Below are 21,238 nucleotides of genomic sequence, written 5' to 3' on the forward strand. Positions count from 1 at the left end.
CTTCCCCGCATCCCCCAGGCCCGCTGCACGGCCTCCCATCGGCCCGCTTCACGGCCTCCCGCAGGCCCGCTTCAGGGCCTCCCGCCGGACGGGCCTACGCCCCCAGCCCTCGCGACACCGCGTAGATCAGCAAACCCACCAGCGACCCCACCACCGTGCCGTTGATCCGGATGAACTGCAGGTCACGGCCGATGTGCGCCTCGATCTTCCTCGTCGTGTGCTCGGCGTCCCAGCTCGCCACGGTGTCCGTGATCAGGGAGGTGATCTCGCCGCGGTAGGTGGTGACGACGTACACCGCCGCGCCCTCCACCCAGCCGTCCACCTTGGCCTGCAGCTTGGCGTCCACGGACATCCGCGCGCCCAGTGACAGCAGGGAGGCCCGCACCCGCAGGCGCAGCTCGCTGCGCTCGTCCTCGGCCGCCGAGACGATCATCGAGCGTACGGAGGTCCAGGCCGAGGCGATCAGGTCCTGGACCTCGCCGCGGCCCAGGACCTCGCCCTTGAGGCGCTCGATCCGCGCGCGGGTCTCGGTGTCGGACTGGAGGTCGGAGGCGAAGTCGGTCAGGAAGCGGTCCAGGGCGCCGCGCGCGGGGTGCGAGGGCATGTCCCGCATCTCGGTGACGAAGCGCAGCAGCTCCTTGTAGACGCGCTCGCCGACCTTCTTGTCGACGAACCGCGGGGTCCAGCCGGGCGCCCCGCCCTGGACGGCGTCCATGACCTGCTCGTCGTGCAGGACCAGCCAGTCGTGCGCGCGGGTGACGATCAGGTCGACGACCCGCTTGTGGCCGCCGTCGGCGACGATCTTCTCCAGCATCTTGCCGATGCCGGGCGCGATCTCCTGGGCGTCGGCCCGGCGGGTGATCGCCTCGCCCACGATCGCCTGGACGTCGGAGTCGCGCAGGACGGTGAGGGCGCCGCGCAGGGCGGCCGAGAGTTCCGCCGTCACCCGGTCCGCGTGCTCGGGGTCCGCCAGCCAGACGCCGAGCCGGCTGCCGATGCCGACGGCGCGCAGCCGCTGCCGTACGACGTCCTGGGAGAGGAAGTTCTCCCCGACGAACTCGCCCAGGGAGATGCCGAGTTGGTCCTTCTTGGTGGGGATGATCGCGGTGTGCGGGATGGGCAGGCCGAGCGGGTGGCGGAAGAGGGCGGTGACCGCGAACCAGTCCGCCATCGCGCCGACCATGCCGGCCTCCGCCGCCGCGGCCACGTAGTCGGCCCAGACCCCGGCGCCCTCGTGGGAGGCCCACTTGGCGAGGACGTAGACGACCGCCACGAACAGCAGGAGCCCGGTCGCGGTGAGTTTCATACGACGCACCCCGCGCCGCTTCTCCTCGTCGGCGGGGCTGAACGTCGTCATCGTGCGGGCGGCCGGGGCGGGGGTTGCCGGAGCGGCGCGGTCGCCCACCGGGGCGGCGCGGTTATCCGCCGGGTCGGGCTGGGCATGCTTCATGGCGACGTCACTTGATCCCGCTTCATCCGGATTCGTACGTTCCATCCACTCCACCCGTTCGTGATCCCCTGCACATATTGTCCCTTCCTGACCGACTCCCGGAACGGAACAGGAGTTCCCGCCGTCTGTCGGGAGGGGGAATTCGTGACGAACTCCGGTGACCCAGTGGGGGGTCCTGGTCGACTACCCCTCATCACAGCCGAGGAGACACGCACCGCATGGCCAACCGAAACGGCGGGGGTGTGGGGGTGTCCCCCACGAAGCACAGCGCCCTGCTGGCGGGGATCGTCGCCCTGATCGTGGGGATCTCCGCCGCCATCTACGCCGGTGCCGCCGCCGACGACGGCCACGCCCGCACGAACGCCCTCGCCCAAGGGGGCCCCCGGCACAACTCCGCCGCCCCCGCCTCCACCGGCACCTGGGTCGGCTCCTGGTCCGCGTCCCCGGCGGGCGCCGAGCCCGGCACGGAGACCGTCGGTCTGGCGGGGCGTTCGGTGCGCAACGTCGTGCACGCGGGCGTGGGCGGCACCAGCGCCCGCGTCACGCTGTCCAATCTGTACGGGCAGTCGGCGCTGACCCTCACCAACGCGTCGATCGCCGTCGCCGCCACGAGCCGCAGCGCGGTCGCCGCGGCGCGGTCGATGGTGCGGCTGACCTTCTCCGGCGCCACCACCGTCGTCATCCCGGCCGGCGGCCAGGTGCTGAGCGACGCGGTCCGCATCGTGATCCCGCAGGGCAGCGACGTCCTGGTCACCACGTACTCGCCCACCGCGTCCGGACCGGTCACCTACCACCCGCACGCCCGCCAGATCTCCTACGTCGCCGACGGCGACCTCACCGAGGACGTGACCGGCACCGCGTACACCCAGCAGACGGCGTTCTGGCGCTATCTGACGGCGCTGGACGTGCTGAGCAACGAGTCGGACGGCACCGTCGTCGCCTTCGGGGACTCCCTCACCGACGGCGTCACCTCCACCACGGACGCCAACCGCCGCTGGACGGACGTCCTCGCGCGGCGGCTGCGCGAGGCGATCGAGTCCGGCCAGGACGTGCCCCGCTACAGCGTGGTCAACCAGGGCATCAGCGGCAACCGGATCCTCACCGGCGGCCTCGGCCGGCCGGCCGACAACCAGAGCGGCCTGGACCGCTACGCCCGTGACGTGCTCTCCCGCACGAACGTCAAGGTCGTGATCATCGACCTCGGCGTCAACGACATCCTGCGCGACCCCCGGCTCGCCGACCCGGACCGGATCGTCGCGGGCCTGCGCGCCCTGGTCCAGCAGGCCCACGCCCGGGGCATCAAGGTCGTCGGCGCGACCCTGATGCCCTTCCGGGGGCACCGCGGCTACTCCGGGGACCGCGAGGGCGTACGGCAGCAGGTCAACGCGGAGATCCGCTCGGGCCGGGTGTTCGACGCCGTGGTCGACTTCGACCGCGCCCTGCGCGACCCCTACGACCCCCGCCGCCTGCGCTCCGACTACGACTCCGGCGACCACCTCCACCCCAGCGACAAGGGGTACGCGCGGATGGCGGCGGCCTTCGACCTGGACGACCTCAAGGGCTCGGCGCCGGCGGAGCTGTGACGGGCCCCGCCGGGCAGCCCGCAGGTCGGACGGCTGCTCGGCCATCGTCATGCCGCTGCACCCGCGGGACCGCGCGCCGCAATCCCGTGGCACCACACTCCGACGGCCCCCGGTCGCCGAACCCGGCAGTCGGCGGCGCCGCGCTTCAACGGCCCCGCGCGGCCAGGCACCAGCGGTCCCGGCCGCGCCGCAACTCGCCGTCCCCGCGCCGCAATCCCGTGGCACCGCACTCCGACGGCCCTCGATCACCAACCACCGGCAGTCGGCGGCGCCGCGCCTCAACAGCTCCGCGCGGCCTGGCACCAGCGGCCTCAGCCGCGCCGCAACTCGCGGGGCCGCGCGCCGGAATCCCGTAGCGCCGCACTCCGACGGCCCCCGGTCGCCGAACCCGGCAGTCGGCGCCGCCGCGCCCCAACCCGCCGTCTCCGCGCCTCAGTCATCCCCGAACCGGCGCCAACCCCGCGCCTCAGTAATCCCCGAACCGCCGCCGGTCCCGCTCCTCGCGGCGCTCGCGGCGGCGTTCCTCCTGCTGCTCGCGGCGCTCCTCCTGGCGTTCGCGACGCGGGTCGCGGTGGCGGCCGTCGAGCATGCGGTGGTGGCCGAGGATGCGTTCGTGGTCGTCGAACACGTCGTCGCGGGAGGACTCCGGCAGCTCGCGGCCGGAGTTCTTGCGCTCCAGCCTCTCCTGGCGGCGCTCCTCCTTGATGCGGCGCCGCTCCTCGCGGGTCAGCTTGCGCTCGACGTCGACGCCGCCCCAGAAGGCGAAGCCGGTGACGATCACGCGCGGGGCGCCCGGGTCGCCGGGCACGCCGTCCTCGCGGCTGTCGAAGGCGCCCATGATCCCGATGCCGCGCACGACGACCTCGACGCCGGGCGGCACGGTCACGTTCACCCCGCCCATGATCGCGACGCAGTTGATCACGACCTCGCGGTCCGCGAAGTTCGCCTCGCGCAGGTCGATGTCGCCACCGCCCCAGAAACAGAAGGAGTTGAACCGCTTGGGCACGGTCCAGCGCCCCTTGCGCTGGAAGCCGGACATCACGGCGACGGCCCACGTCGACGAACCCTCGCCGCCGACGATCCGCCCGGCCCAACTCCCGCCGCCCACCGGCTCCTTGACCATGCTCACCGACGGCGGGGCGACCCCGGGGGCCGGCAGATCGCGGGTGATCGGCGCCAGTTCGGCGTACGTCCGCGCCTTGTACGTGGCCTCCAGCCGCTCCTCGAACTCCTCCATGTCGAGGCGGCCCTCCGCGAGGGCGTCCCGCAGGATCTCCGAGACCCGCTCACGGTCGGCGTCGGAGGCGCGAAGCTCCGGGACTGCGTCGTCACTCATGTACAGCAGCCTACGAGGTCCCTCCGGCGAGGGCTACGAGACCGCTTCCTCGGCCTGTTCCGGCGGGGAACCGGCCTGCCCTGCGGGCGATTCGCGGGCGTCCCCCAGGGAGTGCAGCATCTTGGCGATGACCGCCTCGATGTCCGGCTCGCGCACCGAGAGGTCCACCAGCGGATACTCCGCCGCGATCCGCGCGACCAGCGGAGCCGCCGACCCCGACGCCGGGAACGCCAGCCACTGGCGCGGCCCCTCCACCTTCACCACGCGCGCGTCCGGGATCTCGATCGGCCCCAGCTCCCGCTCCAGGTCCACCACCAGGGTGCGCTCGCTCTCCCCCACCTCGTGCAGCCCGGCGAGCGGACCGTCGTACATCATGCGCCCGTGGTCGATGACCATCACGCGCGAGCAGAGCTGCTCGATGTCCTGGAGGTCGTGCGTGGTCAGCAGGACCGTCGTGCCGCGTTCGGCGTTCAACTCCCGCAGAAAACCCCGCACCTTGGCCTTGGACATTACGTCGAGCCCGATCGTCGGCTCGTCGAGGTACAGCACCTCCGGGTCGTGCAGCAGCGCCGCCGCGATGTCCCCCCGCATCCGCTGCCCGAGCGAGAGCTGACGCACGGGCACGTCCAACAGGTCGGCCAGCTCCAGGAGTTCGACACAGCGGTCGAGGTTCTCGCGGTAACGGGCGTCGGGGATGCGGTACATGCGGTGCATCAGCTTGTACGAGTCGATCAGCGGCAGGTCCCACCACAGCGTCGTACGCTGCCCGAATACCACGCCGATCCGGTGCGCCAGGCGGGTGCGCTCACGGGAGGGGTCGATGCCGGCCACCCGCAGCCGGCCGCCGCTCGGCGTCAGGATGCCGGTCAGCATCTTGATCGTCGTCGACTTCCCGGCGCCGTTCGGGCCGATGTAGCCGACCATCTCGCCGCGCGCGACGGTGAAGGAGATGCCGTCGACGGCCCGCACCTGCCGGCGCTCCCGCCTGAGGAAACCGGTTTTCCGGCGGACGTCGAAGACCTTCTCGACCCGGTCGAGTTCAATGAAAGGTTCCGTCGTCCGAGAATCCGTCGTCTGTTGAAGGTCCATCGTCTGCTCGCTAACTCCCCGTACTCCGATAGGACCTGAGACCCACCCGCCAGGCAACTCCCGCGAGCGCGCAGCAGGCGACCGCCACGAGCGGTGACACGAACGCCGTCCACTGCGGCAGCCCCAGCGGCAGCGGACGCCCCAACACATAGGACGCGGGCACCCAGTTGACGAAGGCCAGCGGCAGCACGAACGTCACCCCGCGCACCAGCTCCTGGCCGAAGACGCTGGGCGGGTACTGCAACAGCGTCGTGCCGCCGTACGTGAACGCGTTCTGCACCTCCGACGCGTCCTGCGCCACGAACTGGAAGGCCGCGCCCGCCACGAACACCGCGCAGAAGATCCCGGCCCCGCTCAACACGGTCACCAACATCAGCGCCACCTTCACCGGCGTCCAGCCGATGTCGACGCTGAGCAGGGCGTACCCGAGCACCAACGCCCCCTGCGTGACGCGCCCCAGGCGCCGCAGCCCGAAGCGGTCGGCGGCCACCTGCGCGAGCACCGGCGCGGGGCGCACCAGCAGCGTGTCCAGCGTGCCGTCCCGAACGCGCTGCCCCAGCCGCTCCATCGAGCCGATCGCCAGATCCGCGAGACCGAACGCGACGGACGACAGGCCGTACAGGAAGGCCACTTCGGCCAGTGGCCAGCCACCGAGCACGTCGACTCGCGAGAACATCAGCAGGATCGCCACGAAGTCCAGCCCGGTCACCGCGAAGTTGGCGAACGTCGTCATCACGAAGGACGCGCGGTACGCCATCGTGGAGCGCATCCACATCGCCGCGATCATGCGATAGGTGCGCAGCCCGTCGACCACACCGCCGATGTCAGCCACCCTGTACGACCACCCTCCGCGTCGCCACCGACTGCACCAGCCGCCCGGCCGCCAGCAGAGCCACCGCCCACGCCCCCTGGAAGGCGAACGTCGACCACGGATCCGCCTCCCCCAGCAGCACGTCCGCCGGCTTCTGCAGCAGCGCCGACCAGGGCAGCATCCGTACGACCCCGCCGAGCGCGCCCGGGAACACGTTCAGCGGCAGCACCATCCCCGAGCAGAAGAACCCCACGAGCATCGCCATGTGCGTCACGCCCGTACCGTCCATCAGCCAGAACGTGAGCAGCGCGACCAGGTACCGGATGCCGAAACCGACCGCCATGCCCAGCACCACGGACACCAGGAACGCGACCCAGGTCACCCAGGAGCCCGGCAGCGCCACCGGAAACACCAGTGCGCCGAAGACGAACGGGACCACACCCCGCCCCACCAGCTGGAACAGCGCGCGCCCGACGTCGGCCGCCAGCCACCACAGCTGGAGATCCGCGGGCCGGTACAGGTCGGTCGCGATGTCCCCGGTGCGGATCCGCTCCATCAGCTCGTTCTCGACCCCGCCACCCCCGATCGCCAGCGCCGCGAGGAGCGCCTGCCCGAGCCACACGTAGGTGACGGCCTGCGCCTGGTCGTACCCGCCCAGATGCGGCCGCTCGTCCCACAGCGCCAGATACGTGTACACGAGGATCAGCCCGAACACGGTGTTGGTGAACACCCCCGCCGCGGTGGCCGCCCGGTACGTCGAGTACCGCTTCAGGCCGCCCGCCGCGACGGCCGCGTACAACCGTCCCGAGCCCACCTCCAACACCCTCCAAGGCTCGTTCGACACCGAAGCGCAGGAGCCTAGCCCGCAGGTGGTGACGTACGCCACGCATTTTCGCGGCAGGACGCGTGCCGCGATCTGCAACGGAACGCATGGTGCGAGAGTCTTCAAGAGGGGGCGCAGAACGCGTACGAGGTCGTACCGGAACGTATGACGCGAAATTGGAGTCCGTGCACAACATGAGCGACGAGCCGCAGCAGCCGACCGAGGGCTGGGCACCGAGAGAGCCGCTGGCGGCCGAACAGACGGGTGGGAAGAAGAAGATGAAGCGGCCCAAGCGCACCGGCTGGCGGCGGATCATCCCCACCTGGCGCATGGTGCTCGGCACGTTCGTCATCGGCGTCATGCTGCTGGTCGGCCTGTTCTTCCTCGGCTACTCCCTGGTCAAGATCCCGCCGGCCAACGCGCTCGCCACCAAGCAGTCCAACGTCTTCCTGTACGCCGACGGCTCGCAGCTCGCCCGGGACGGCGAGGTCAACCGCGAGAACGTGACCCTGGCGCAGGTCTCCAAGGACGCCCAGCACGCCGTGCTGGCCGCCGAGGACCGCGACTTCTACACCGAGTCCGCCGTCGACCCCAAGGCGATGCTGCGGGCCGGCTGGAACACCGCGACCGGCAAGGGCCGCCAGTCCGGCTCGACGATCACCCAGCAGTACGTCAAGAACTACTACCTGGGCCAGGAACAGACCGTCACCCGCAAGGTGAAGGAGTTCTTCATCTCGATCAAGCTGGACCGCACGGAGTCCAAGGACCAGATCCTCGAGGGCTACCTCAACACCAGCTACTTCGGCCGCAACGCCTACGGCATCCAAGCCGCCGCCCAGGCCTACTACGGCATGGACGCCACCGACCTCGACCCCGCCCACGCCGCCTACCTCGCGGCCCTGGTCAACGCGCCCAGCGAGTACGACGTCGTCGCCCACCCCGAGAACAAGCCGGCGGCCGTGGCCCGGTGGAACTACGTCCTGGACGGCATGGTCAAGAAGGGCTGGCTGACGGAGGCGAAGCGGTCCGGGCTGAAGTTCCCGATGCCGAAGGAGCAGACGGTCTCCACCGGACTGTCCGGGCAGCGCGGTTACATCGTCGAGGCGGTCAAGAGCTACCTCATCAAGAACAAGATCGTCACCGCGGACGAGCTGGAGGCCGGCGGCTACCGCATCAGGACCACCCTGGACAAGAGCAAGCAGGACGCCTTCGTCAAGGCCGTCGACGACCAGGTGATGTCCAAGCTGAACAAGAAGGACCGCAAGGTCGACAACTACGTCCGCGCGGGCGGCGCCTCCGTCGACCCCAAGACCGGCAAGGTCGTCGCGATGTACGGCGGCATCGACTACGTCAAGCAGTACACGAACGGCGCGACCCGCGGCGACTTCCAGGTCGGCTCCACCTTCAAGCCCTTCGTGTTCACCTCGGCCGTGGAGAACCACTCCGAGACGCAGGACGGCGAGATGATCACGCCCAACACCTACTACGACGGCACCAACAAGCGCCCCGTGGAAGGCTGGAGCGGCGGCACCTACGCGCCCGAGAACGAGGATCAGACCTCCTACGGCGACATCACCGTGCGCACCGCCACCAACAAGTCCGTCAACGCGGTGTACGCGCAGATGGCCGTCGACGTCGGTCCCGCAAAGGTGAAGCAGACCGCGGTCGACCTCGGCATCCCCTCCGACACCCAGGACCTCAACGCCTACCCGTCGATCGCGCTCGGCACCGCCACCGCCAGCGTCCTGGACATGGCGGAGGCCTACGCGACCCTCGCCAACCACGGCCGGCACGGCACGTACACGATGATCGACTCGATCACCAAGGACGGCCAGGACGTGGTGGAGGTGCCCAAGGAGCAGGCCCACCAGGCCGTCAGCCGCGAGGCCGCCGACACCACGACGTCGATCCTGCAGAGCGTCGTCGAGAGCGGCACCGCGACTGTCGCCCAGGGCGCCGACCGCCCCGCCGCCGGCAAGACCGGCACCGCGGAGAACGACACGGCCGCGTGGTTCGCCGGCTACACGCCCGAGCTCGCGACCGTGGTCTCCGTGATGGGCCAGGACCCGGTCACCGCCAAGCACAAGCCGCTGTACGGCGCGATGGGCCTGCAGCGCGTCAACGGCGGCGGCCCGCCGGCCGAGATCTGGGCACAGTTTACCAAGGCGGCCCTCAAGGGCGAGAAGGTCACCGACTTCGACCTCCAGCTCCAGGACGGCGCCGAACAGACCGCCCCGCCGTCCGAGGAATCCACGCCCCCCGACACCGGCGACCAGGACAACGGTGGCACCACCGACGGCGGTCAGGGCGACCAGGGCCAGACCCAGGGACAGACGCAGGGCCAGACCGACGGCGGCACGACGGACGGCGGCACCACCACCACGACCGGCGGAACCACCGGCGACACCACCACGGGCGGCACGACCACCGACGGGGGCACCACGACCGACGGCGGCACGACGGACGGCGGCACCACCGGCGACACGACGGCCGGCACCGACACCGGCGGCACCACGGACGGCGGCACCACCGGCGGCACGACGGGCGGCACCGACACCGGCGGCAACAGCGCCGGCACGACGGCGGGCCCGCAGAGTACGGCAAGACGCGAGCGGTAGCCCTGGCGTATCAGTGCCCGGAGGTCGCCTTCAGCCCCACCACGGCGACCAGCAGCAGAGAGACGAAGAAGATCCGAGCGGCGGTGACGGGCTCCCCCAGCACCACCATCCCGAGCACCGCCGCGCCGGCCGCCCCGATCCCCACCCACACGCCATAAGCGGTACCGATGGGCAGGGAACGGGCGGCGTACGAGAGCAGCAGCATGCTGGCGACGATCCCGGCACCGGTGAACAGACTCGGCACCAGCCGGGTGAAACCGTCGGTGTACTTCATCCCGATCGACCAGCCCACTTCGAGCAGGCCGGCGACGAGCAGCAGAACCCAGGCCATGACAGGCACCTCCGAGACGTACGTACTGAGCGGGGGTGCGTCGTCTTTGCGTCCTGTCCTGCTCCCGGTACGGCGCGTCTCGTCGGGTTCCTTCAAAACTAGCAAAGAAACGGGAAAGGGGCTGGTGACCATAGTCACCAGCCCCTTTGAAACCCTTGATTCAGAGGTACAGGCCGGTCGAGTCCTCGGACCCCTCGAAACGGTCGGCGGCCACGGCATGCAGATCACGCTCACGCATGAGCACGTACGCCGTGCCCCGCACCTCGACCTCGGCGCGGTCCTCCGGGTCGTACAGCACCCGGTCGCCCGGCTCCACGGTCCGCACGTTCTGACCCACCGCGACGACCTCGGCCCACGCCAGGCGGCGCCCCACGGCAGCCGTGGCCGGGATCAGGATCCCGCCACCGGAACGCCGCTCGCCCTCGCCGGCCTCCTGCCGCACCAGAACCCGGTCGTGCAGCATCCGGATCGGCAGCTTGTCGTCGTGGGTGCGCTGCTCGTCTCGTCTGGGCTCGTCTCTTTTGGCGCTCACGCCCTGAACCTACCTGCCCTCACCGCGTCCGTACGCCGCCGGGTCAGCGCTTGCGCCGACGAGCGCCGAAAGCCAGCAGGCCCACGACACCGACCACCACGAGGGCGACCGGCACCACACGCTCGAGGCGGGGCGCGCCCTCCTCGTCCACGAACTGCGCCTTCACATCGCTGACGACCCGGTTGACGCCGACGTAGGCACGCCCGACGGTGTGATCAATGTTCGACACGACCTTGGCCTTGGCATCGCCGACAATCGTCTTCGGATGCACCCGCACCCCGATCTCGTCGAGCGTCTCGGCCAGCACGTCGCGGCGGCGTTTGATGTCCGCCTCGATCTGCGCCGGGGTTCTGGTGTCCGACGTGTCCGCCACGGTTGGGCCTCCGAAGTCAGCTGATCCCTGTTGTGCTGTTGCTGTTCTGGACAGTCTGTCAGCTCCGGCCGCCGCCGCACTGTCAGGACCCCCGGTTACGCTGGCCCGATGAGTGAGCGACTCCAGCCCGGGGACGTGGCCCCCGACTTCACCCTCCAGGACGCCGACGGCACCGAGGTGTCCCTCGCGGACCACAAGGGCCGCAAAGTCATCGTCTACTTCTACCCCGCCGCCCTGACGCCCGGCTGCACCAAGCAGGCCTGCGACTTCACGGACAACCTGGAGCTGCTGACCGGCGCGGGCTACGACGTCCTCGGCATCTCCCCCGACAAGCCGGAGAAACTGGCCAAGTTCCGCGACAAGGAATCCCTGAAGATCACGCTCCTGGCCGACCCGGAGAAGACGGTCACCGAGTCCTACGGCGCGTACGGCGAGAAGAAGAACTACGGCAAGACCTACATGGGCGTCATCCGCTCCACGATCGTGGTGGACGAGGAGGGCAAGGTCGAACGGGCCCTCTACAACGTCCGAGCGACAGGCCACGTGGCGAAGATCATCAAGGACCTGGGCATCTGAGAAGACGCCTGCACCGAACAAGCGGCTCGTACCGGGCGACCCGGCACGAGCCGCTTTACGTTCCGGGCGTGACTGTCCGATAAGAGGTTCGTTACTCCGTACGAGGCCACGAACGTGTGGTCGGGGACGGAGGGGATCGATGGGGATCAGCGCGTATCCGAAAGAGCGGCTGGAGGCGGCGGCTCGTGGGGCTCGGACGTTGTCGGAGGCGTTGGGGAGGTTGGGGGTGGATCCGAAGAGCTGGAAGCGGCGGTACATCCACGAGCGGATGAAGAAGCTCGGAGTGGATGTGTCGCACTTCGAGCGCGAGGGGGCCAAGTGGACACGGGAGGTTTTGGAGCCGGTGGTAGCTCGCTCGACGAGCGTCAACGAGGTGCTACGGCAGCTGGGGCTCGATCCGGTCGGCGGGCACCACACGAACATCTCCCGGCGCATCAAGGCGTACGGCCTCGACACCTCGCACTTCACAGCGGTGGCCCGCACGGAACGGCAGCGGTACAACCAGCGCCGCCGGACGGCCGAAGAGATCCTTGTCGAGGACACGTCGACACACGCCACGCGCGTACCGAGCAGCCGTCTCAAGCGTGCGATGCGTGAGCGGGAAGTGGCCGAGCGCTGCGCCCTGTGCGGAATCGAGCCGGTGTGGTGGGGCGAGCCGCTCCCTCTTGAGGTCGATCACATCGACGGCGACTGGCGGAACAACCGGATCGAGAACCTGCGGCTGCTGTGCCCCAACTGCCACTCGACGACCGACAGTTACCGAGGGCGCGGCAAGAAAAAGGCCGGAGGGGGAGCGTCATGACCAGCGGCACGCAGTACACCCGCGAGCGCCTGACCGAAGCAGCACGCCGGTGCGCCGACATCGACGATGTCATCGCATATTTCGGCACCCGACCATACGGACGCCTCCGCCGATACCTTGAGGGTCGATTCGCCCACTTCGGCGTCGACATCTCGCACTTCCGGCCATGTGGCAGACGCTCCCGGCCCCCCGAGAGCGAACTGCGCGCGGCGGTGGCCGAGTCGGCCTCGCTCGCCGAAGTACTGCGCCGGCTGGATCTCCCGGGCAACGGCACACAACGCACCAAGGTGCGCAACTGGATCGCCGAGCACGGGATTTCGACCTCGCACTTCCTGGGTCAAGCCCACCGACGAGGCGGACCGGCAGTGAACGCCAAGCGCTCGGCGGACCTACTGGTCCAGCACAGCGGCACCCACCGGACGGCGGCCAAGCGCCTACGGCGAGCTCTGTTGGACGTCGGCGTCGCCGAAGAGTGCGCCCGCTGCGGAATCGGCCCCGAGTGGCTCGGCAAGCCCATGACGCTGGAGATCGATCACATCAACGGAGACTGGAGCGACGACCGGCGCGAGAACCTGCGCTTGCTGTGTCCCAACTGTCACGCGGTCACGAGTACGTGGTGCAGGGGAGGGAGACAGCGGGCGGTGCGCACTTCTTAGTAGAGTGGGCCGAGCTGCGGGCCCGTATCCCAGCAGGCTAGAGGATGTCGGTTTAGATCCGATATGTCGTGGGTTCGAGTCCCACCGGGCCCACTCTTGAGGGGCACTCCACCGACAGCGGGGCGTGCCCCTCAACGCTCAGCCCAACAGCTCCCGCACCACCGGCACCAACCCCCGGAACGCCTTCCCCCGATGGCTGATCGCGTTCTTCTCCTCCGCGGTCAACTCCGCGCACGTCCGGGTGTCGCCCTCCGGCTGCAGGATCGGGTCGTAGCCGAAGCCGTTCGTGCCGGCAGGCGTGTGGCGGAGTACGCCCCGCAGCCGGCCCTCGACCACCCGTTCCGTGCCGTCCGGCAACGCCAACGCCGCCGCGCAGGCGAAGTGGGCGCCCCGGTGTTCGTCGGCGATGTCGGAGAGCTGGGCCAGCAAGAGGTTCAGGTTCGCCTCGTCGTCTCCGTGGCGGCCGGACCAGCGGGCGGAGAAGATGCCGGGCGCGCCGTTCAGGACGTCGACGCAGAGGCCCGAGTCGTCGGCGACAGCCGGAAGGCCCGTGGCCCGGGCGAGGGCGTGGGCCTTGAGGAGGGCGTTCTCGGCGAAGGTCACGCCCGTTTCCTTGACGTCGGGAATCTCGGGATACGCGTCCGCGCCGACCAGCTCGTGGGGCAGGTCGGCCGCGGCGAGGATCGCCCTCAGTTCGACGATCTTTCCGGCGTTGCGCGTGGCGAGGATCAGGCGGGTCATGCCCGACAGTATTGCGGGCCCTCCGCTCGCTACGACGTGCAGACCTTCGTCAGTTCGCCCGCCGCGTCCGTGACCGGGCTGACGTCCGGCGTGTTGTCGCCGTTCCTGATCGCCGTACGGACGTTGTCGACGGCGTCCCCGAGGTTCTCGACGGCCTTGTTGACGTCGGTGTTGTCGGTCTTGTCACCGATCTTGTCGAGGTCCTTGTCGATGGAGGCGAGGGACTCGTCGATCTGGGTCGGGTCGTTGGAGGCGTTCTCCACCGCCTGCTGGAGGGAGGTGACGCTGTCGGCGATCGCGTCGGCGGTCTGGACGCAGTCCAGGGCCTTGTCGACGGCGTCGCAGCCCGTGGTCACCGCGGTCGTCAACCCGATGGCCGCCACTGCGGCGGCGGTGACGACGAAACGGCGACGGCGGCTTGCGGCCATGGCTGTGTTCCCTCCCGTTTTTCTGGCCCGAAGGCCCCCGTATGCAGGCCCGGAAGGCCCCCGTGTGCTGGTCGAGCGCACGGTGGTGTGCCGTGCGCCCGCATTGGTAGGGACGCCGGTGCGGGCGGCCGGGTTGCCCCGTCGGCCGCCCTTTTCTTGGTGCGCCCTTTACTTTTCGAGGACCGTATCAAGGGCCTTGCGCTGCAGGACGGCGAGTTCCGTGCAGCCGGCGACGGCGAGGTCGAGGAGGGCGTTGAGTTCGTCGCGCGCGAAGGGTTCGGCCTCGGCGGTGCCCTGGATCTCGACGAAGCGGCCGTCGCCGGTGCAGACGACGTTCATGTCGGTCTCGGCCTTCACGTCCTCCTCGTAGCGGAGGTCCAGCAGCGGGACTCCGCCGACGATGCCGACCGAGACCGCCGACACCGTGCCGGTGAGCGGCTGGCGGCCGGCCTTGATCAGCTTCTTGCCCTGGGCCCAGGCCACGGCGTCCGCGAGCGCGACGTACGCGCCGGTGATGGCCGCCGTACGGGTGCCGCCGTCGGCCTGCAGCACATCGCAGTCGAGGACGATGGTGTTCTCGCCGAGCGCCTTGTAGTCGATGACCGCGCGCAGGGAGCGGCCGATGAGGCGGCTGATCTCGTGGGTGCGGCCGCCGATCTTGCCGCGTACGGACTCGCGGTCGCCGCGGGTGTTGGTGGCGCGGGGCAGCATGGAGTACTCGGCGGTGACCCAGCCCTCGCCGCTGCCTTTGCGCCAGCGGGGGACGCCTTCGGTGACGGAGGCCGTGCAGAAGACCTTCGTGTCGCCGAAGGAGACGAGGACGGAGCCCTCGGCGTGCTTGCTCCAGCCGCGTTCGATGGTGACCGGGCGGAGCTGTTCGGGCGTGCGGCCGTCGATTCGAGACATGGCGCCGAGCCTATCGGCACAGCTGGAAGGGGCTCCTCCCGACCGGGAAAGGAGCCCCTCTTCATGTGACGTCAGGTCACATCATGTCTTCGATGTCCGCGGCGATGGGGTCGGCGTCGGTGCCGATGACGACCTGGACGGCGGTGCCCATGCGGACGACTCCGTGGGCGCCGGCGGCTTTGAGGGCGGCTTCGTCGACCTTGCCCGGGTCGATGACCTCGGTGCGGAGGCGGGTGATGCAGCCCTCGATCTCTTCGATGTTCTCGATGCCGCCGAGCCCGGCGACGATCTTCTCTGCCTTGGTGGCCATTTCGGTCTCCTCACGCACAGTTGGCCCAACTTTTTGAGCGATTGCGCCGTACGTACCGAAAGATGGCGTTACAGCAAGCCAATCGTCGAGAACTGGTCTACACCACCTGACAGGCGGTCGCCAACTGATGAGTGCCTCCTCCGCCTCCCCCGAGATCACGCCGGTCCGCCGCCGGTGGCAGTCGACCTTCCAGGGTCTGCAGAAGATGGGCCGCAGTCTGCAGCTCCCGATCGCCGTGCTGCCGGCCGCGGGCATCCTCAACCGCCTTGGCCAGCCTGATGTGTTCGGGGACGACGGGCTGGGCTGGACGAACGTCTCCAAGGTGATGGCGGGGGCGGGCGGCGCGCTGCTGGACGGCACGCTCGGGCTTCCCCTCCTGTTCTGTGTGGGCGTGGCCATCGGCATGGCGAAGAAGTCCGACGGCTCGACCGCGCTGGCGGCGCTGGCGGGTTTCCTCGTCTACTTCAACGTGCTGCGGCAGTTCCCGGAGGACTGTCCGGAGGGCGCGAAGGCGATCATCGGGATCGGTTGTCAGGCGACGGTGGACCACTCGGTGGTGGCGTTCACCTACCAGAACCCCGGGGTCTTCGGTGGCATCGTGATGGGCCTGCTGTCGGCCTACTTCTGGCAGCGTTTCCACCGTACGAAGCTGGTGGACTGGCTGGGCTTCTTCAACGGCCGCCGGCTCGTCCCGATCATCATGGCGTTCGTGGCGATCGTGTTCGCCGCGCTGTGTCTGTGGGTGTGGCCGCCGATCGGTGACGGTCTGGAGAACTTCAGCGACTGGCTGAGCGACGCGGGCGCCTGGGGCGCGGGCGTGTTCGGTCTCGCCAACCGCGCGCTGCTGGTCATCGGGCTGCACCAGTTCCTGAACGTGCCCATCTGGTTCCAGTTCGGCAGCTTCACCAAGCCGGACGGTTCGGTGGTGCACGGCGACATCAACATGTTCCTGGCGGGCGACCCGAACGCGGGCCAGTTCACCTCGGGCTTCTTCCCCATCATGATGTTCGCCCTGCCGGCCGCGGCCCTGGCGATCACGCACTGTGCGAAGCCGGCCCGGCGCAAGGAGGTCGGCGGCCTGATGCTGTCGGTCGCGCTGACGTCGTTCGTCACCGGCATCACCGAGCCGATCGAGTACTCGTTCCTCTTCATCGCGCCCGTGCTGTACGCGGTGCACGCGGTGCTGACCGGTGTGTCGATGGCGGTGACGTGGGGGCTCGGGGTGCACGACGGCTTCAGCTTCTCGGCCGGTCTCATCGACTACGTCATCAACTGGAACCTCGCGACCAGACCCTGGGCGATCATCCCGATCGGCCTGTGCTTCGCCGTCGTCTACTACGTGATCTTCCGTTTCGCAATCACGAGATTCGACCTGAAGACCCCGGGCAGGGAGCCGGAGGACGAGCGCGAGGACGTCACCAAGGCCTGACGCCTGGGCGAACGGGCCGGTACAGCGCGTAGCGACTCCGTAGCGGAATTGAAGGGTTCCTTAGTAACGACTCCATCGTGTACAACAGGTCTACACCACTGAGTGGTGTAGACCACCACCCGATGGAGGAAGAAGTATGAGCACCGCCACCGCACCGGCGGTCCCCGCGAAGAGGCGGGGATCCGGCCTGCTCCAGGGTCTGCAGAAGGTAGGCCGGAGCCTCCAGCTCCCGATCGCCGTGCTGCCGGCGGCGGGCATCCTGCTCCGTCTCGGCCAGCAGGACATCCACGACAAGCTGAACCTGCCCGACAAGGTCACGGCGGTGTTCGCCACGGCCGGTGGCGCGATCTTCGACAACCTCCCGATGCTGTTCTGCATCGGTGTCGCGATCGGCTTCGCCAAGAAGTCGGACGGCTCGACAGCGCTGGCCGCCCTGGTCGGCTTCCTGGTCTACAGCAACGTCCTGAAGGCGTTCCCGGTCACCGAGGCGAAGGTCCAGGCGGGTGCGGACGTCGCCGCGACCTACAACAACCCGGGGGTGCTCGGCGGCATCCTGATGGGCCTGCTCTCCGCCGTGCTGTGGCAGCGCTACCACCGCAAGCAACTGGTGGACTGGCTCGGCTTCTTCAACGGCCGCCGTCTGGTGCCGATCATCATGGCCTTCGTCGGCACCGCCATGGGTGTCTTCTTCGGTCTGGTCTGGGAACCGATCGGCGAGGGCATATCGAACTTCGGTGAGTGGATCACCGGTCTCGGCGCGCTGGGCGCGGGTCTGTTCGGTCTCATCAACCGCGCGCTGATCCCGGTCGGCATGCACCAGTTCGTGAACTCCGTCTCCTGGTTCCAGATCGGCGACTTCAAGGACTCGGCCGGCCAGGTCGTGCACGGTGACCTCACCCGCTTCTTCGCCGGTGACCCGACCGCCGGACAGTTCATGTCGGGCTTCTTCCCGATCATGATGTTCGGTCTGCCCGCCGCCGCGATCGCCATTGCGCACTCCGCCCGTCCCGAGCGCCGCAAGGCCGTGACCGGCATGATGATCTCGCTCGCGCTGACGTCCTTCGTGACCGGCGTGACCGAGCCCATCGAGTTCTCGTTCATGTTCATCGCCCCGCTGCTGTACGCCATCCACGCGGTGCTGACCGCGCTGTCCATGGCGATCACCTGGGCGCTCGGCGTGCATGCCGGCTTCACCTTCTCCGCGGGCTTCATCGACTACGCCCTGAACTGGAACCTGGCGACCAAGCCCTGGCTGATCATCCCGATCGGCCTGGTGTTCGCGGCGATCTACTACACGGTCTTCCGCTTCGCCATCGTCAAGTGGAACCTCCCCACTCCGGGCCGCGAACCCGAGGAAGAGGTCGAGGACCTCACCAAGGCGTAAGCCCGCACCACACGTGATGCCCGGCCCGGAGGCGCACTCCGGGCCGGGCATCCGGCAGTTCAGACGGTGAGTACGATCTTCCCCCGCACCGACCTGCTCTCACTCCTGCGGTGCGCCTCGGCGGCCTCGGTGAGCGGCAGCGTCAGACCGACGCGGGCCTTCTTCGTACCGTCGGCGACATCCGCGAGGATCCGTGCCAGCAGCGCGCCGTCGGACTGCGCGCTGACGCGGCGCACGTCGACACCGCGCTCCGCCGGAGGCTCCGGCACGACCGCGATGACGACGAAGACACCGCCGTCCCGCACGGCGTGGATCAGGTCGCCCCCGATACCGGCCGGGTCCACGACCACGTCTACTCCACCGGGCACCGACTTCCGTACCGCCGCGGCGAGTTCCCCGGCATCGCCCGCCCGGCCGAGGACGATGTCGGCGCCGAGATCCTCGACGTACTTCTCGTCGCCGTCCGACGCCACGGCGACGACCGTGGCGCCCCGGCCGGCCGCGTGCTGGACCGCCCACCCGCCGATCGCACCGCTCGCCCCGGTGACCAGCACGGCCTGCCCGGCTTCGAGCCCGCCCAGGTCGAGGGCCTGCCAGGCGGTCTCGGCGGTGATCGGGACGGCCGCGGCCGTGACGTCGTCGACCTCGTCGGGGATCTGCGCGAGATGGGCGGGGTCGATCGAGACCACCTCCGCGTACGTGCCCTCCTGGTTCACGAACCAAGGCGCGAGCCCGGCGACACGGGTGCCGGGGGCGAACGGTCCGTCGCCGTCGATGACCGTCCCCGCGAGGTCCGCGCCGAGGATGAACGGCGGTGCCAGATCGGGCAGCACCTGGCGCAGCCAGCCCGCGCGGGCCGCGAGGTCGGCGGGGTTCACGGAGGTCCCCGTCACCCGGACCCGGACCCGTCCGGCGCGCGGCGCGGGTTCGGGGATCTCGGTCACGGTGAGCACCTCGGGCCCACCGAAGTCGTACTGCTGAATCGCTTTCATCACAGCCTCTTCATCGTGTGAGTCGGATCGGTGCGGTCAGCCGTGGCCGGTGCGCGCGGCCTGAGACACACTACTTGCTTGCAAGAGCAAGCTTAGAGGCATTTACTTGCCCTGGCAAGCATTTCGACGAGAGAAGGATGACCGCTCAGAAGCTGTCGCCGCTGAGCGCCTCCAGGAAGACCTTCGGGTTCCAGTACTCGCGGTAGTTGACGATGAGCCCGTCGCGGAAGGTCACGAAGGTCGCGTAACTCATGTTGTACGGGTTGCCGTTGGAGACCACGCTGCCGATCACGCTCCACTCCGCGATCGCCACGTTCTCGTCGGCGGTCGGGTAGACGCGCACCGAGGGGATCTCGCGCACGTCGATGAGGTCGGGGTAGCCGCGCAGGTAGTTGAAGAGCGCCTCGCGCCCCTCGATCCGGGCCGGCGATCCCTCCGGGGCGAAGGGGAATTCGGCGACGACGTCGTCGGCGCACAGGTCGGTCCAGGCCTTCATGTCCTTGGCGAGGAAGGTGTCGAGGCTGCGCCGCAGCAGGTCGACGGACGAGGGGATGCCACTCATGGTGTGCTCCTGTCGTGAGGGGCGCCCGCCCGGAGTGAGCGGTCGCCCGGAGACTCCGACACTAGCATTGTGTAAGCGACACAGCGACACTTAATCCTGCGTGATGACAGCGGTGGCACGGGACACCCCGTCGCACGGTCACCATTCGAGCGGCATCGTGAAGTTCCCGAGGCGGGCGACCTCGTCGGCGATCTCCGCGATCGTGGTGTGGTCCAGTTCCGCCTCGAAGGCCTCGCGGGCGCGGGTCAGCGCGGGCTGGAGACCGCCCACGATGTTGCTGCCGACCGCGCAGTCCGGCGGCGGCGGGCTGCGGTGCAGGGTGAACAGGCGGGTGTCCTCCACCGCACGGTACACATCGAGGAGTCGGATCTCCTCGGCCGGCCTGGCCAGCAACGCGCCTCCGCCCGCGCCGAGTTGGGACCGGGTGAGCCCCGCGCCGTTCAGCCGGGACAGCAGGCCGCGGATCACCACGGGGCTCGTGTTGGCCGAGTGGGCGAGATCCTCGGAGCGCAGCGGCTTGTCGCCGCTGACCGCGAGGGCGACCAGGGCGTGCACGGCGACGACGAAGCGGCTGCTGGTAGGCATGGCGGTCCCGGAGCGCGTAAGGGTGGCGGTTACACGTCCCACTATGCCGCAGCGGCGACTTGCCATGCGACCGGGAATGAACGCACCATTTGCTTGCTTGAGCAAGAGAAGACCTTGGGTGCCGCGCTGGAGGAGATGAGAACCATGGCTGATGTCCCGACGTCACGGGTCGCGGCGGTGACCGGCGGAGCCGGCGCGATCGGCGGTGCGATCGCGCGTGAACTCGCCCGCCTCGGCCACCGGGTCGTCGTCCTGGACCGGGCCGGTGACGTCGTGTGCGATCTCGCCTCGGAGCAGGACGTCCGGCGGGCCGCCGCCGAGATCCTGGAGCGGTACGGCCGGGTCGACGTGCTCGTCCACTCGGCCGCCGCGGTCGACCCGCAGGAGCTGGAGAGCGTCGACCTCGCCACCTGGCGGCGGATCCAGGCCGTCAACGTCGAGTCGGTCCTGCTGCTGTCCCAGGCCTTCACGCCCGGGATGCGGGAGCGCCGGTTCGGGCGGATCGTGCTCATCACTTCCGACACCGTCTGGAAGCCGCCGAGCGCTGACCTGCTCGGCTACATCACCAGCAAGGGGGCGCTCACCGCGTTCGGGCGCACCCTGGCCGTCGCGCTGGGCGGGGACGGCATCGCCGTGACGTCCGTGGCCCCGGGCCTGACCCGCACCCCGTCGACCGCGTACCAGCCCGACGAGGCGTTCGAGGCGGCCCTGGCCACCCAGGCGCTCCCCCGCGCCCTCGTCCCCGAGGACGTCGCGGCGACCGTGGGCTTCCTGGCCGGCGAGGGCGCGGAAGCCCTGACCGGTCAGGTCCTCACGGTGGACGGCGGCAGCGTGCTGCGCTGACGGCGCGGGCACGGCCACGCACGCCGAGGCCCCCGGAGCGGGAAGGCTCCAGGGGCCTCGTCACGTCGTAGGACCTGG

At 69.5% G+C, this 21,238-nt stretch carries 23 protein-coding genes, 1 tRNA gene and 1 riboswitch; of the genes, 9 read left to right on the forward strand and 15 right to left on the reverse strand.

Annotated elements, in window-relative coordinates; translation table 11 throughout:
- Positions 1-94: 94 nt before the first annotated feature.
- Positions 95-1,495, reverse strand: coding sequence for a DUF445 domain-containing protein (locus tag ACIQI8_RS16285; RefSeq protein ID WP_402349980.1), 1,401 nt, complete (start codon positions 1,493-1,495; stop codon positions 95-97).
- 173 nt (positions 1,496-1,668) lie between these two features.
- Between ACIQI8_RS16285 and ACIQI8_RS16290 the strand changes: the two genes are divergently transcribed.
- Positions 1,669-3,033, forward strand: coding sequence for an SGNH/GDSL hydrolase family protein (locus tag ACIQI8_RS16290; RefSeq protein ID WP_402349983.1), 1,365 nt, complete (start codon positions 1,669-1,671; stop codon positions 3,031-3,033).
- A 466-nt stretch (positions 3,034-3,499) separates the two neighbouring features.
- On the opposite strand, the gene ACIQI8_RS16295 is transcribed toward ACIQI8_RS16290, so the two are convergent.
- From ACIQI8_RS16295 to ACIQI8_RS16310, 4 genes are read right to left on the reverse strand one after another with little or no spacing between them, the layout of a single operon-like run.
- Entirely contained in the window at positions 3,500-4,369 is an 870-nt protein-coding gene (locus ACIQI8_RS16295; protein WP_402349986.1) for a DUF1707 domain-containing protein, read from the reverse strand.
- Between the two features lie 33 nt (positions 4,370-4,402).
- The gene (locus tag ACIQI8_RS16300; RefSeq protein WP_402349989.1) at positions 4,403-5,458 is read right to left on the reverse strand and encodes an ATP-binding cassette domain-containing protein; all 1,056 of its coding nucleotides are present in this window, start codon (positions 5,456-5,458) and stop codon (positions 4,403-4,405) included.
- A 10-nt stretch (positions 5,459-5,468) separates the two neighbouring features.
- Positions 5,469-6,245, reverse strand: a complete 777-nt coding sequence (locus tag ACIQI8_RS16305; protein ID WP_402350501.1) for an ABC transporter permease — start codon at positions 6,243-6,245, stop codon at positions 5,469-5,471.
- A 37-nt stretch (positions 6,246-6,282) separates the two neighbouring features.
- Positions 6,283-7,083: an ABC transporter permease gene (locus ACIQI8_RS16310; RefSeq protein WP_402350504.1), complete on the reverse strand. Its 801-nt coding sequence runs from the start codon at positions 7,081-7,083 to the stop codon at positions 6,283-6,285.
- 203 nt (positions 7,084-7,286) lie between these two features.
- Here ACIQI8_RS16310 and ACIQI8_RS16315 point away from each other — a divergent pair, with 203 nt between their 5' ends.
- The gene (locus tag ACIQI8_RS16315; RefSeq protein WP_402349991.1) at positions 7,287-9,710 is read left to right on the forward strand and encodes a transglycosylase domain-containing protein; all 2,424 of its coding nucleotides are present in this window, start codon (positions 7,287-7,289) and stop codon (positions 9,708-9,710) included.
- 10 nt (positions 9,711-9,720) lie between these two features.
- Here the strand turns inward: ACIQI8_RS16315 and ACIQI8_RS16320 are convergent, their stop codons facing one another.
- The 3 genes from ACIQI8_RS16320 to ACIQI8_RS16330 all read right to left on the reverse strand — a co-directional run bounded on the left by ACIQI8_RS16320 (position 9,721) and on the right by ACIQI8_RS16330 (position 10,946).
- Positions 9,721-10,041: a DMT family transporter gene (locus tag ACIQI8_RS16320; protein WP_402349993.1), complete on the reverse strand. Its 321-nt coding sequence runs from the start codon at positions 10,039-10,041 to the stop codon at positions 9,721-9,723.
- 34 nt (positions 10,042-10,075) lie between these two features.
- Positions 10,076-10,153, reverse strand: a riboswitch (guanidine-III (ykkC-III) riboswitch).
- Between the two features lie 48 nt (positions 10,154-10,201).
- Entirely contained in the window at positions 10,202-10,573 is a 372-nt protein-coding gene (locus tag ACIQI8_RS16325; protein ID WP_402349996.1) for a co-chaperone GroES, read from the reverse strand.
- Between the two features lie 43 nt (positions 10,574-10,616).
- Complete coding sequence (locus ACIQI8_RS16330) at positions 10,617-10,946, reverse strand: DUF3618 domain-containing protein (protein WP_402349999.1); 330 nt, start codon at positions 10,944-10,946, stop codon at positions 10,617-10,619.
- A gap of 108 nt (positions 10,947-11,054) precedes the next feature.
- On the opposite strand from ACIQI8_RS16330, the gene bcp reads away from it, so the two are divergent.
- From bcp to ACIQI8_RS16350, 4 genes are all read left to right on the forward strand, one after another.
- Entirely contained in the window at positions 11,055-11,522 is a 468-nt protein-coding gene (gene bcp / locus ACIQI8_RS16335; protein WP_124000269.1) for a thioredoxin-dependent thiol peroxidase, read from the forward strand.
- A 139-nt stretch (positions 11,523-11,661) separates the two neighbouring features.
- The gene (locus tag ACIQI8_RS16340; RefSeq protein ID WP_402350003.1) at positions 11,662-12,324 is read left to right on the forward strand and encodes an HNH endonuclease signature motif containing protein; all 663 of its coding nucleotides are present in this window, start codon (positions 11,662-11,664) and stop codon (positions 12,322-12,324) included.
- Complete coding sequence (locus tag ACIQI8_RS16345) at positions 12,321-12,980, forward strand: HNH endonuclease (protein ID WP_402350006.1); 660 nt, start codon at positions 12,321-12,323, stop codon at positions 12,978-12,980. Before ACIQI8_RS16340 ends, ACIQI8_RS16345 begins: the two co-directional genes overlap by 4 nt.
- Positions 12,981-12,998: 18 nt before the next feature.
- Positions 12,999-13,073 (forward strand) — tRNA-Leu (locus ACIQI8_RS16350).
- A 45-nt stretch (positions 13,074-13,118) separates the two neighbouring features.
- Here the strand turns inward: ACIQI8_RS16350 and rdgB are convergent.
- The 4 genes from rdgB to ACIQI8_RS16370 form a co-directional block, all read right to left on the reverse strand.
- Positions 13,119-13,721, reverse strand: coding sequence for an RdgB/HAM1 family non-canonical purine NTP pyrophosphatase (gene rdgB / locus ACIQI8_RS16355; RefSeq protein ID WP_402350009.1), 603 nt, complete (start codon positions 13,719-13,721; stop codon positions 13,119-13,121).
- Between the two features lie 29 nt (positions 13,722-13,750).
- Entirely contained in the window at positions 13,751-14,149 is a 399-nt protein-coding gene (locus ACIQI8_RS16360; RefSeq protein ID WP_402350012.1) for a hypothetical protein, read from the reverse strand.
- 168 nt (positions 14,150-14,317) lie between these two features.
- Positions 14,318-15,055: a ribonuclease PH gene (gene rph, locus ACIQI8_RS16365; RefSeq protein ID WP_402350015.1), complete on the reverse strand. Its 738-nt coding sequence runs from the start codon at positions 15,053-15,055 to the stop codon at positions 14,318-14,320.
- A gap of 76 nt (positions 15,056-15,131) precedes the next feature.
- Positions 15,132-15,365 (reverse strand): PTS glucose/sucrose transporter subunit IIB, encoded by a 234-nt coding sequence (locus tag ACIQI8_RS16370; protein WP_280881918.1) that lies wholly within the window; start codon positions 15,363-15,365, stop codon positions 15,132-15,134.
- A 127-nt stretch (positions 15,366-15,492) separates the two neighbouring features.
- Between ACIQI8_RS16370 and ACIQI8_RS16375 the strand changes: the two genes are divergently transcribed.
- Positions 15,493-16,794, forward strand: coding sequence for a PTS transporter subunit EIIC (locus tag ACIQI8_RS16375; protein WP_402350019.1), 1,302 nt, complete (start codon positions 15,493-15,495; stop codon positions 16,792-16,794).
- A 136-nt stretch (positions 16,795-16,930) separates the two neighbouring features.
- Positions 16,931-18,178 carry a PTS transporter subunit EIIC gene (locus ACIQI8_RS16380; protein WP_402350022.1) on the forward strand — a complete coding sequence of 416 codons (1,248 nt, stop codon included), beginning with the start codon at positions 16,931-16,933 and terminating at the stop codon, positions 18,176-18,178.
- 59 nt (positions 18,179-18,237) lie between these two features.
- Here ACIQI8_RS16380 and ACIQI8_RS16385 read toward each other — a convergent pair whose 3' ends face one another.
- The 3 genes from ACIQI8_RS16385 to ACIQI8_RS16395 all read right to left on the reverse strand — a co-directional run bounded on the left by ACIQI8_RS16385 (position 18,238) and on the right by ACIQI8_RS16395 (position 20,317).
- Positions 18,238-19,170: an NADP-dependent oxidoreductase gene (locus tag ACIQI8_RS16385; protein ID WP_402350025.1), complete on the reverse strand. Its 933-nt coding sequence runs from the start codon at positions 19,168-19,170 to the stop codon at positions 18,238-18,240.
- Positions 19,171-19,315: 145 nt separating this feature from the next.
- Positions 19,316-19,732, reverse strand: a complete 417-nt coding sequence (locus ACIQI8_RS16390) for a nuclear transport factor 2 family protein (protein ID WP_402350028.1) — start codon at positions 19,730-19,732, stop codon at positions 19,316-19,318.
- Positions 19,733-19,870: 138 nt separating this feature from the next.
- On the reverse strand, positions 19,871-20,317 hold the full coding sequence (locus tag ACIQI8_RS16395) for an Rrf2 family transcriptional regulator (protein WP_402350031.1): 447 nt from the start codon (positions 20,315-20,317) through the stop codon (positions 19,871-19,873).
- A gap of 144 nt (positions 20,318-20,461) precedes the next feature.
- Here ACIQI8_RS16395 and ACIQI8_RS16400 point away from each other — a divergent pair, with 144 nt between their 5' ends.
- On the forward strand, positions 20,462-21,160 hold the full coding sequence (locus ACIQI8_RS16400) for an SDR family NAD(P)-dependent oxidoreductase (protein WP_402350034.1): 699 nt from the start codon (positions 20,462-20,464) through the stop codon (positions 21,158-21,160).
- Positions 21,161-21,238 lie beyond the last annotated feature (78 nt).

This window comes from Streptomyces sp. NPDC092369 (genome assembly GCF_044755245.1).
Lineage (GTDB): Bacteria > Actinomycetota > Actinomycetes > Streptomycetales > Streptomycetaceae > Streptomyces.

Excerpts from the sequence above, each read along its gene's own strand:
- rph (WP_402350015.1), bottom strand. The coding sequence starts at position 15,055 with ATGTCTCGAATCGACGGCCGCACGCCCGAACAGCTCCGCCCGGTCACC.
- ACIQI8_RS16385 (WP_402350025.1), bottom strand. The coding sequence starts at position 19,170 with ATGAAAGCGATTCAGCAGTACGACTTCGGTGGGCCCGAGGTGCTCACC.
- ACIQI8_RS16320 (WP_402349993.1), bottom strand. The coding sequence starts at position 10,041 with ATGGCCTGGGTTCTGCTGCTCGTCGCCGGCCTGCTCGAAGTGGGCTGG.
- ACIQI8_RS16315 (WP_402349991.1), top strand. The coding sequence starts at position 7,287 with ATGAGCGACGAGCCGCAGCAGCCGACCGAGGGCTGGGCACCGAGAGAG.
- ACIQI8_RS16290 (WP_402349983.1), top strand. The coding sequence starts at position 1,669 with ATGGCCAACCGAAACGGCGGGGGTGTGGGGGTGTCCCCCACGAAGCAC.
- ACIQI8_RS16305 (WP_402350501.1), bottom strand. The coding sequence starts at position 6,245 with ATGATCGCGGCGATGTGGATGCGCTCCACGATGGCGTACCGCGCGTCC.
- ACIQI8_RS16360 (WP_402350012.1), bottom strand. The coding sequence starts at position 14,149 with ATGGCCGCAAGCCGCCGTCGCCGTTTCGTCGTCACCGCCGCCGCAGTG.
- ACIQI8_RS16395 (WP_402350031.1), bottom strand. The coding sequence starts at position 20,317 with ATGCCTACCAGCAGCCGCTTCGTCGTCGCCGTGCACGCCCTGGTCGCC.
- ACIQI8_RS16390 (WP_402350028.1), bottom strand. The coding sequence starts at position 19,732 with ATGAGTGGCATCCCCTCGTCCGTCGACCTGCTGCGGCGCAGCCTCGAC.
- ACIQI8_RS16300 (WP_402349989.1), bottom strand. The coding sequence starts at position 5,458 with ATGGACCTTCAACAGACGACGGATTCTCGGACGACGGAACCTTTCATT.
- rdgB (WP_402350009.1), bottom strand. The coding sequence starts at position 13,721 with ATGACCCGCCTGATCCTCGCCACGCGCAACGCCGGAAAGATCGTCGAA.
- ACIQI8_RS16295 (WP_402349986.1), bottom strand. The coding sequence starts at position 4,369 with ATGAGTGACGACGCAGTCCCGGAGCTTCGCGCCTCCGACGCCGACCGT.
- ACIQI8_RS16340 (WP_402350003.1), top strand. The coding sequence starts at position 11,662 with ATGGGGATCAGCGCGTATCCGAAAGAGCGGCTGGAGGCGGCGGCTCGT.
- ACIQI8_RS16370 (WP_280881918.1), bottom strand. The coding sequence starts at position 15,365 with ATGGCCACCAAGGCAGAGAAGATCGTCGCCGGGCTCGGCGGCATCGAG.
- bcp (WP_124000269.1), top strand. The coding sequence starts at position 11,055 with ATGAGTGAGCGACTCCAGCCCGGGGACGTGGCCCCCGACTTCACCCTC.
- ACIQI8_RS16345 (WP_402350006.1), top strand. The coding sequence starts at position 12,321 with ATGACCAGCGGCACGCAGTACACCCGCGAGCGCCTGACCGAAGCAGCA.
- ACIQI8_RS16400 (WP_402350034.1), top strand. The coding sequence starts at position 20,462 with ATGGCTGATGTCCCGACGTCACGGGTCGCGGCGGTGACCGGCGGAGCC.
- ACIQI8_RS16285 (WP_402349980.1), bottom strand. The coding sequence starts at position 1,495 with ATGGAACGTACGAATCCGGATGAAGCGGGATCAAGTGACGTCGCCATG.
- ACIQI8_RS16380 (WP_402350022.1), top strand. The coding sequence starts at position 16,931 with ATGAGCACCGCCACCGCACCGGCGGTCCCCGCGAAGAGGCGGGGATCC.
- ACIQI8_RS16375 (WP_402350019.1), top strand. The coding sequence starts at position 15,493 with ATGAGTGCCTCCTCCGCCTCCCCCGAGATCACGCCGGTCCGCCGCCGG.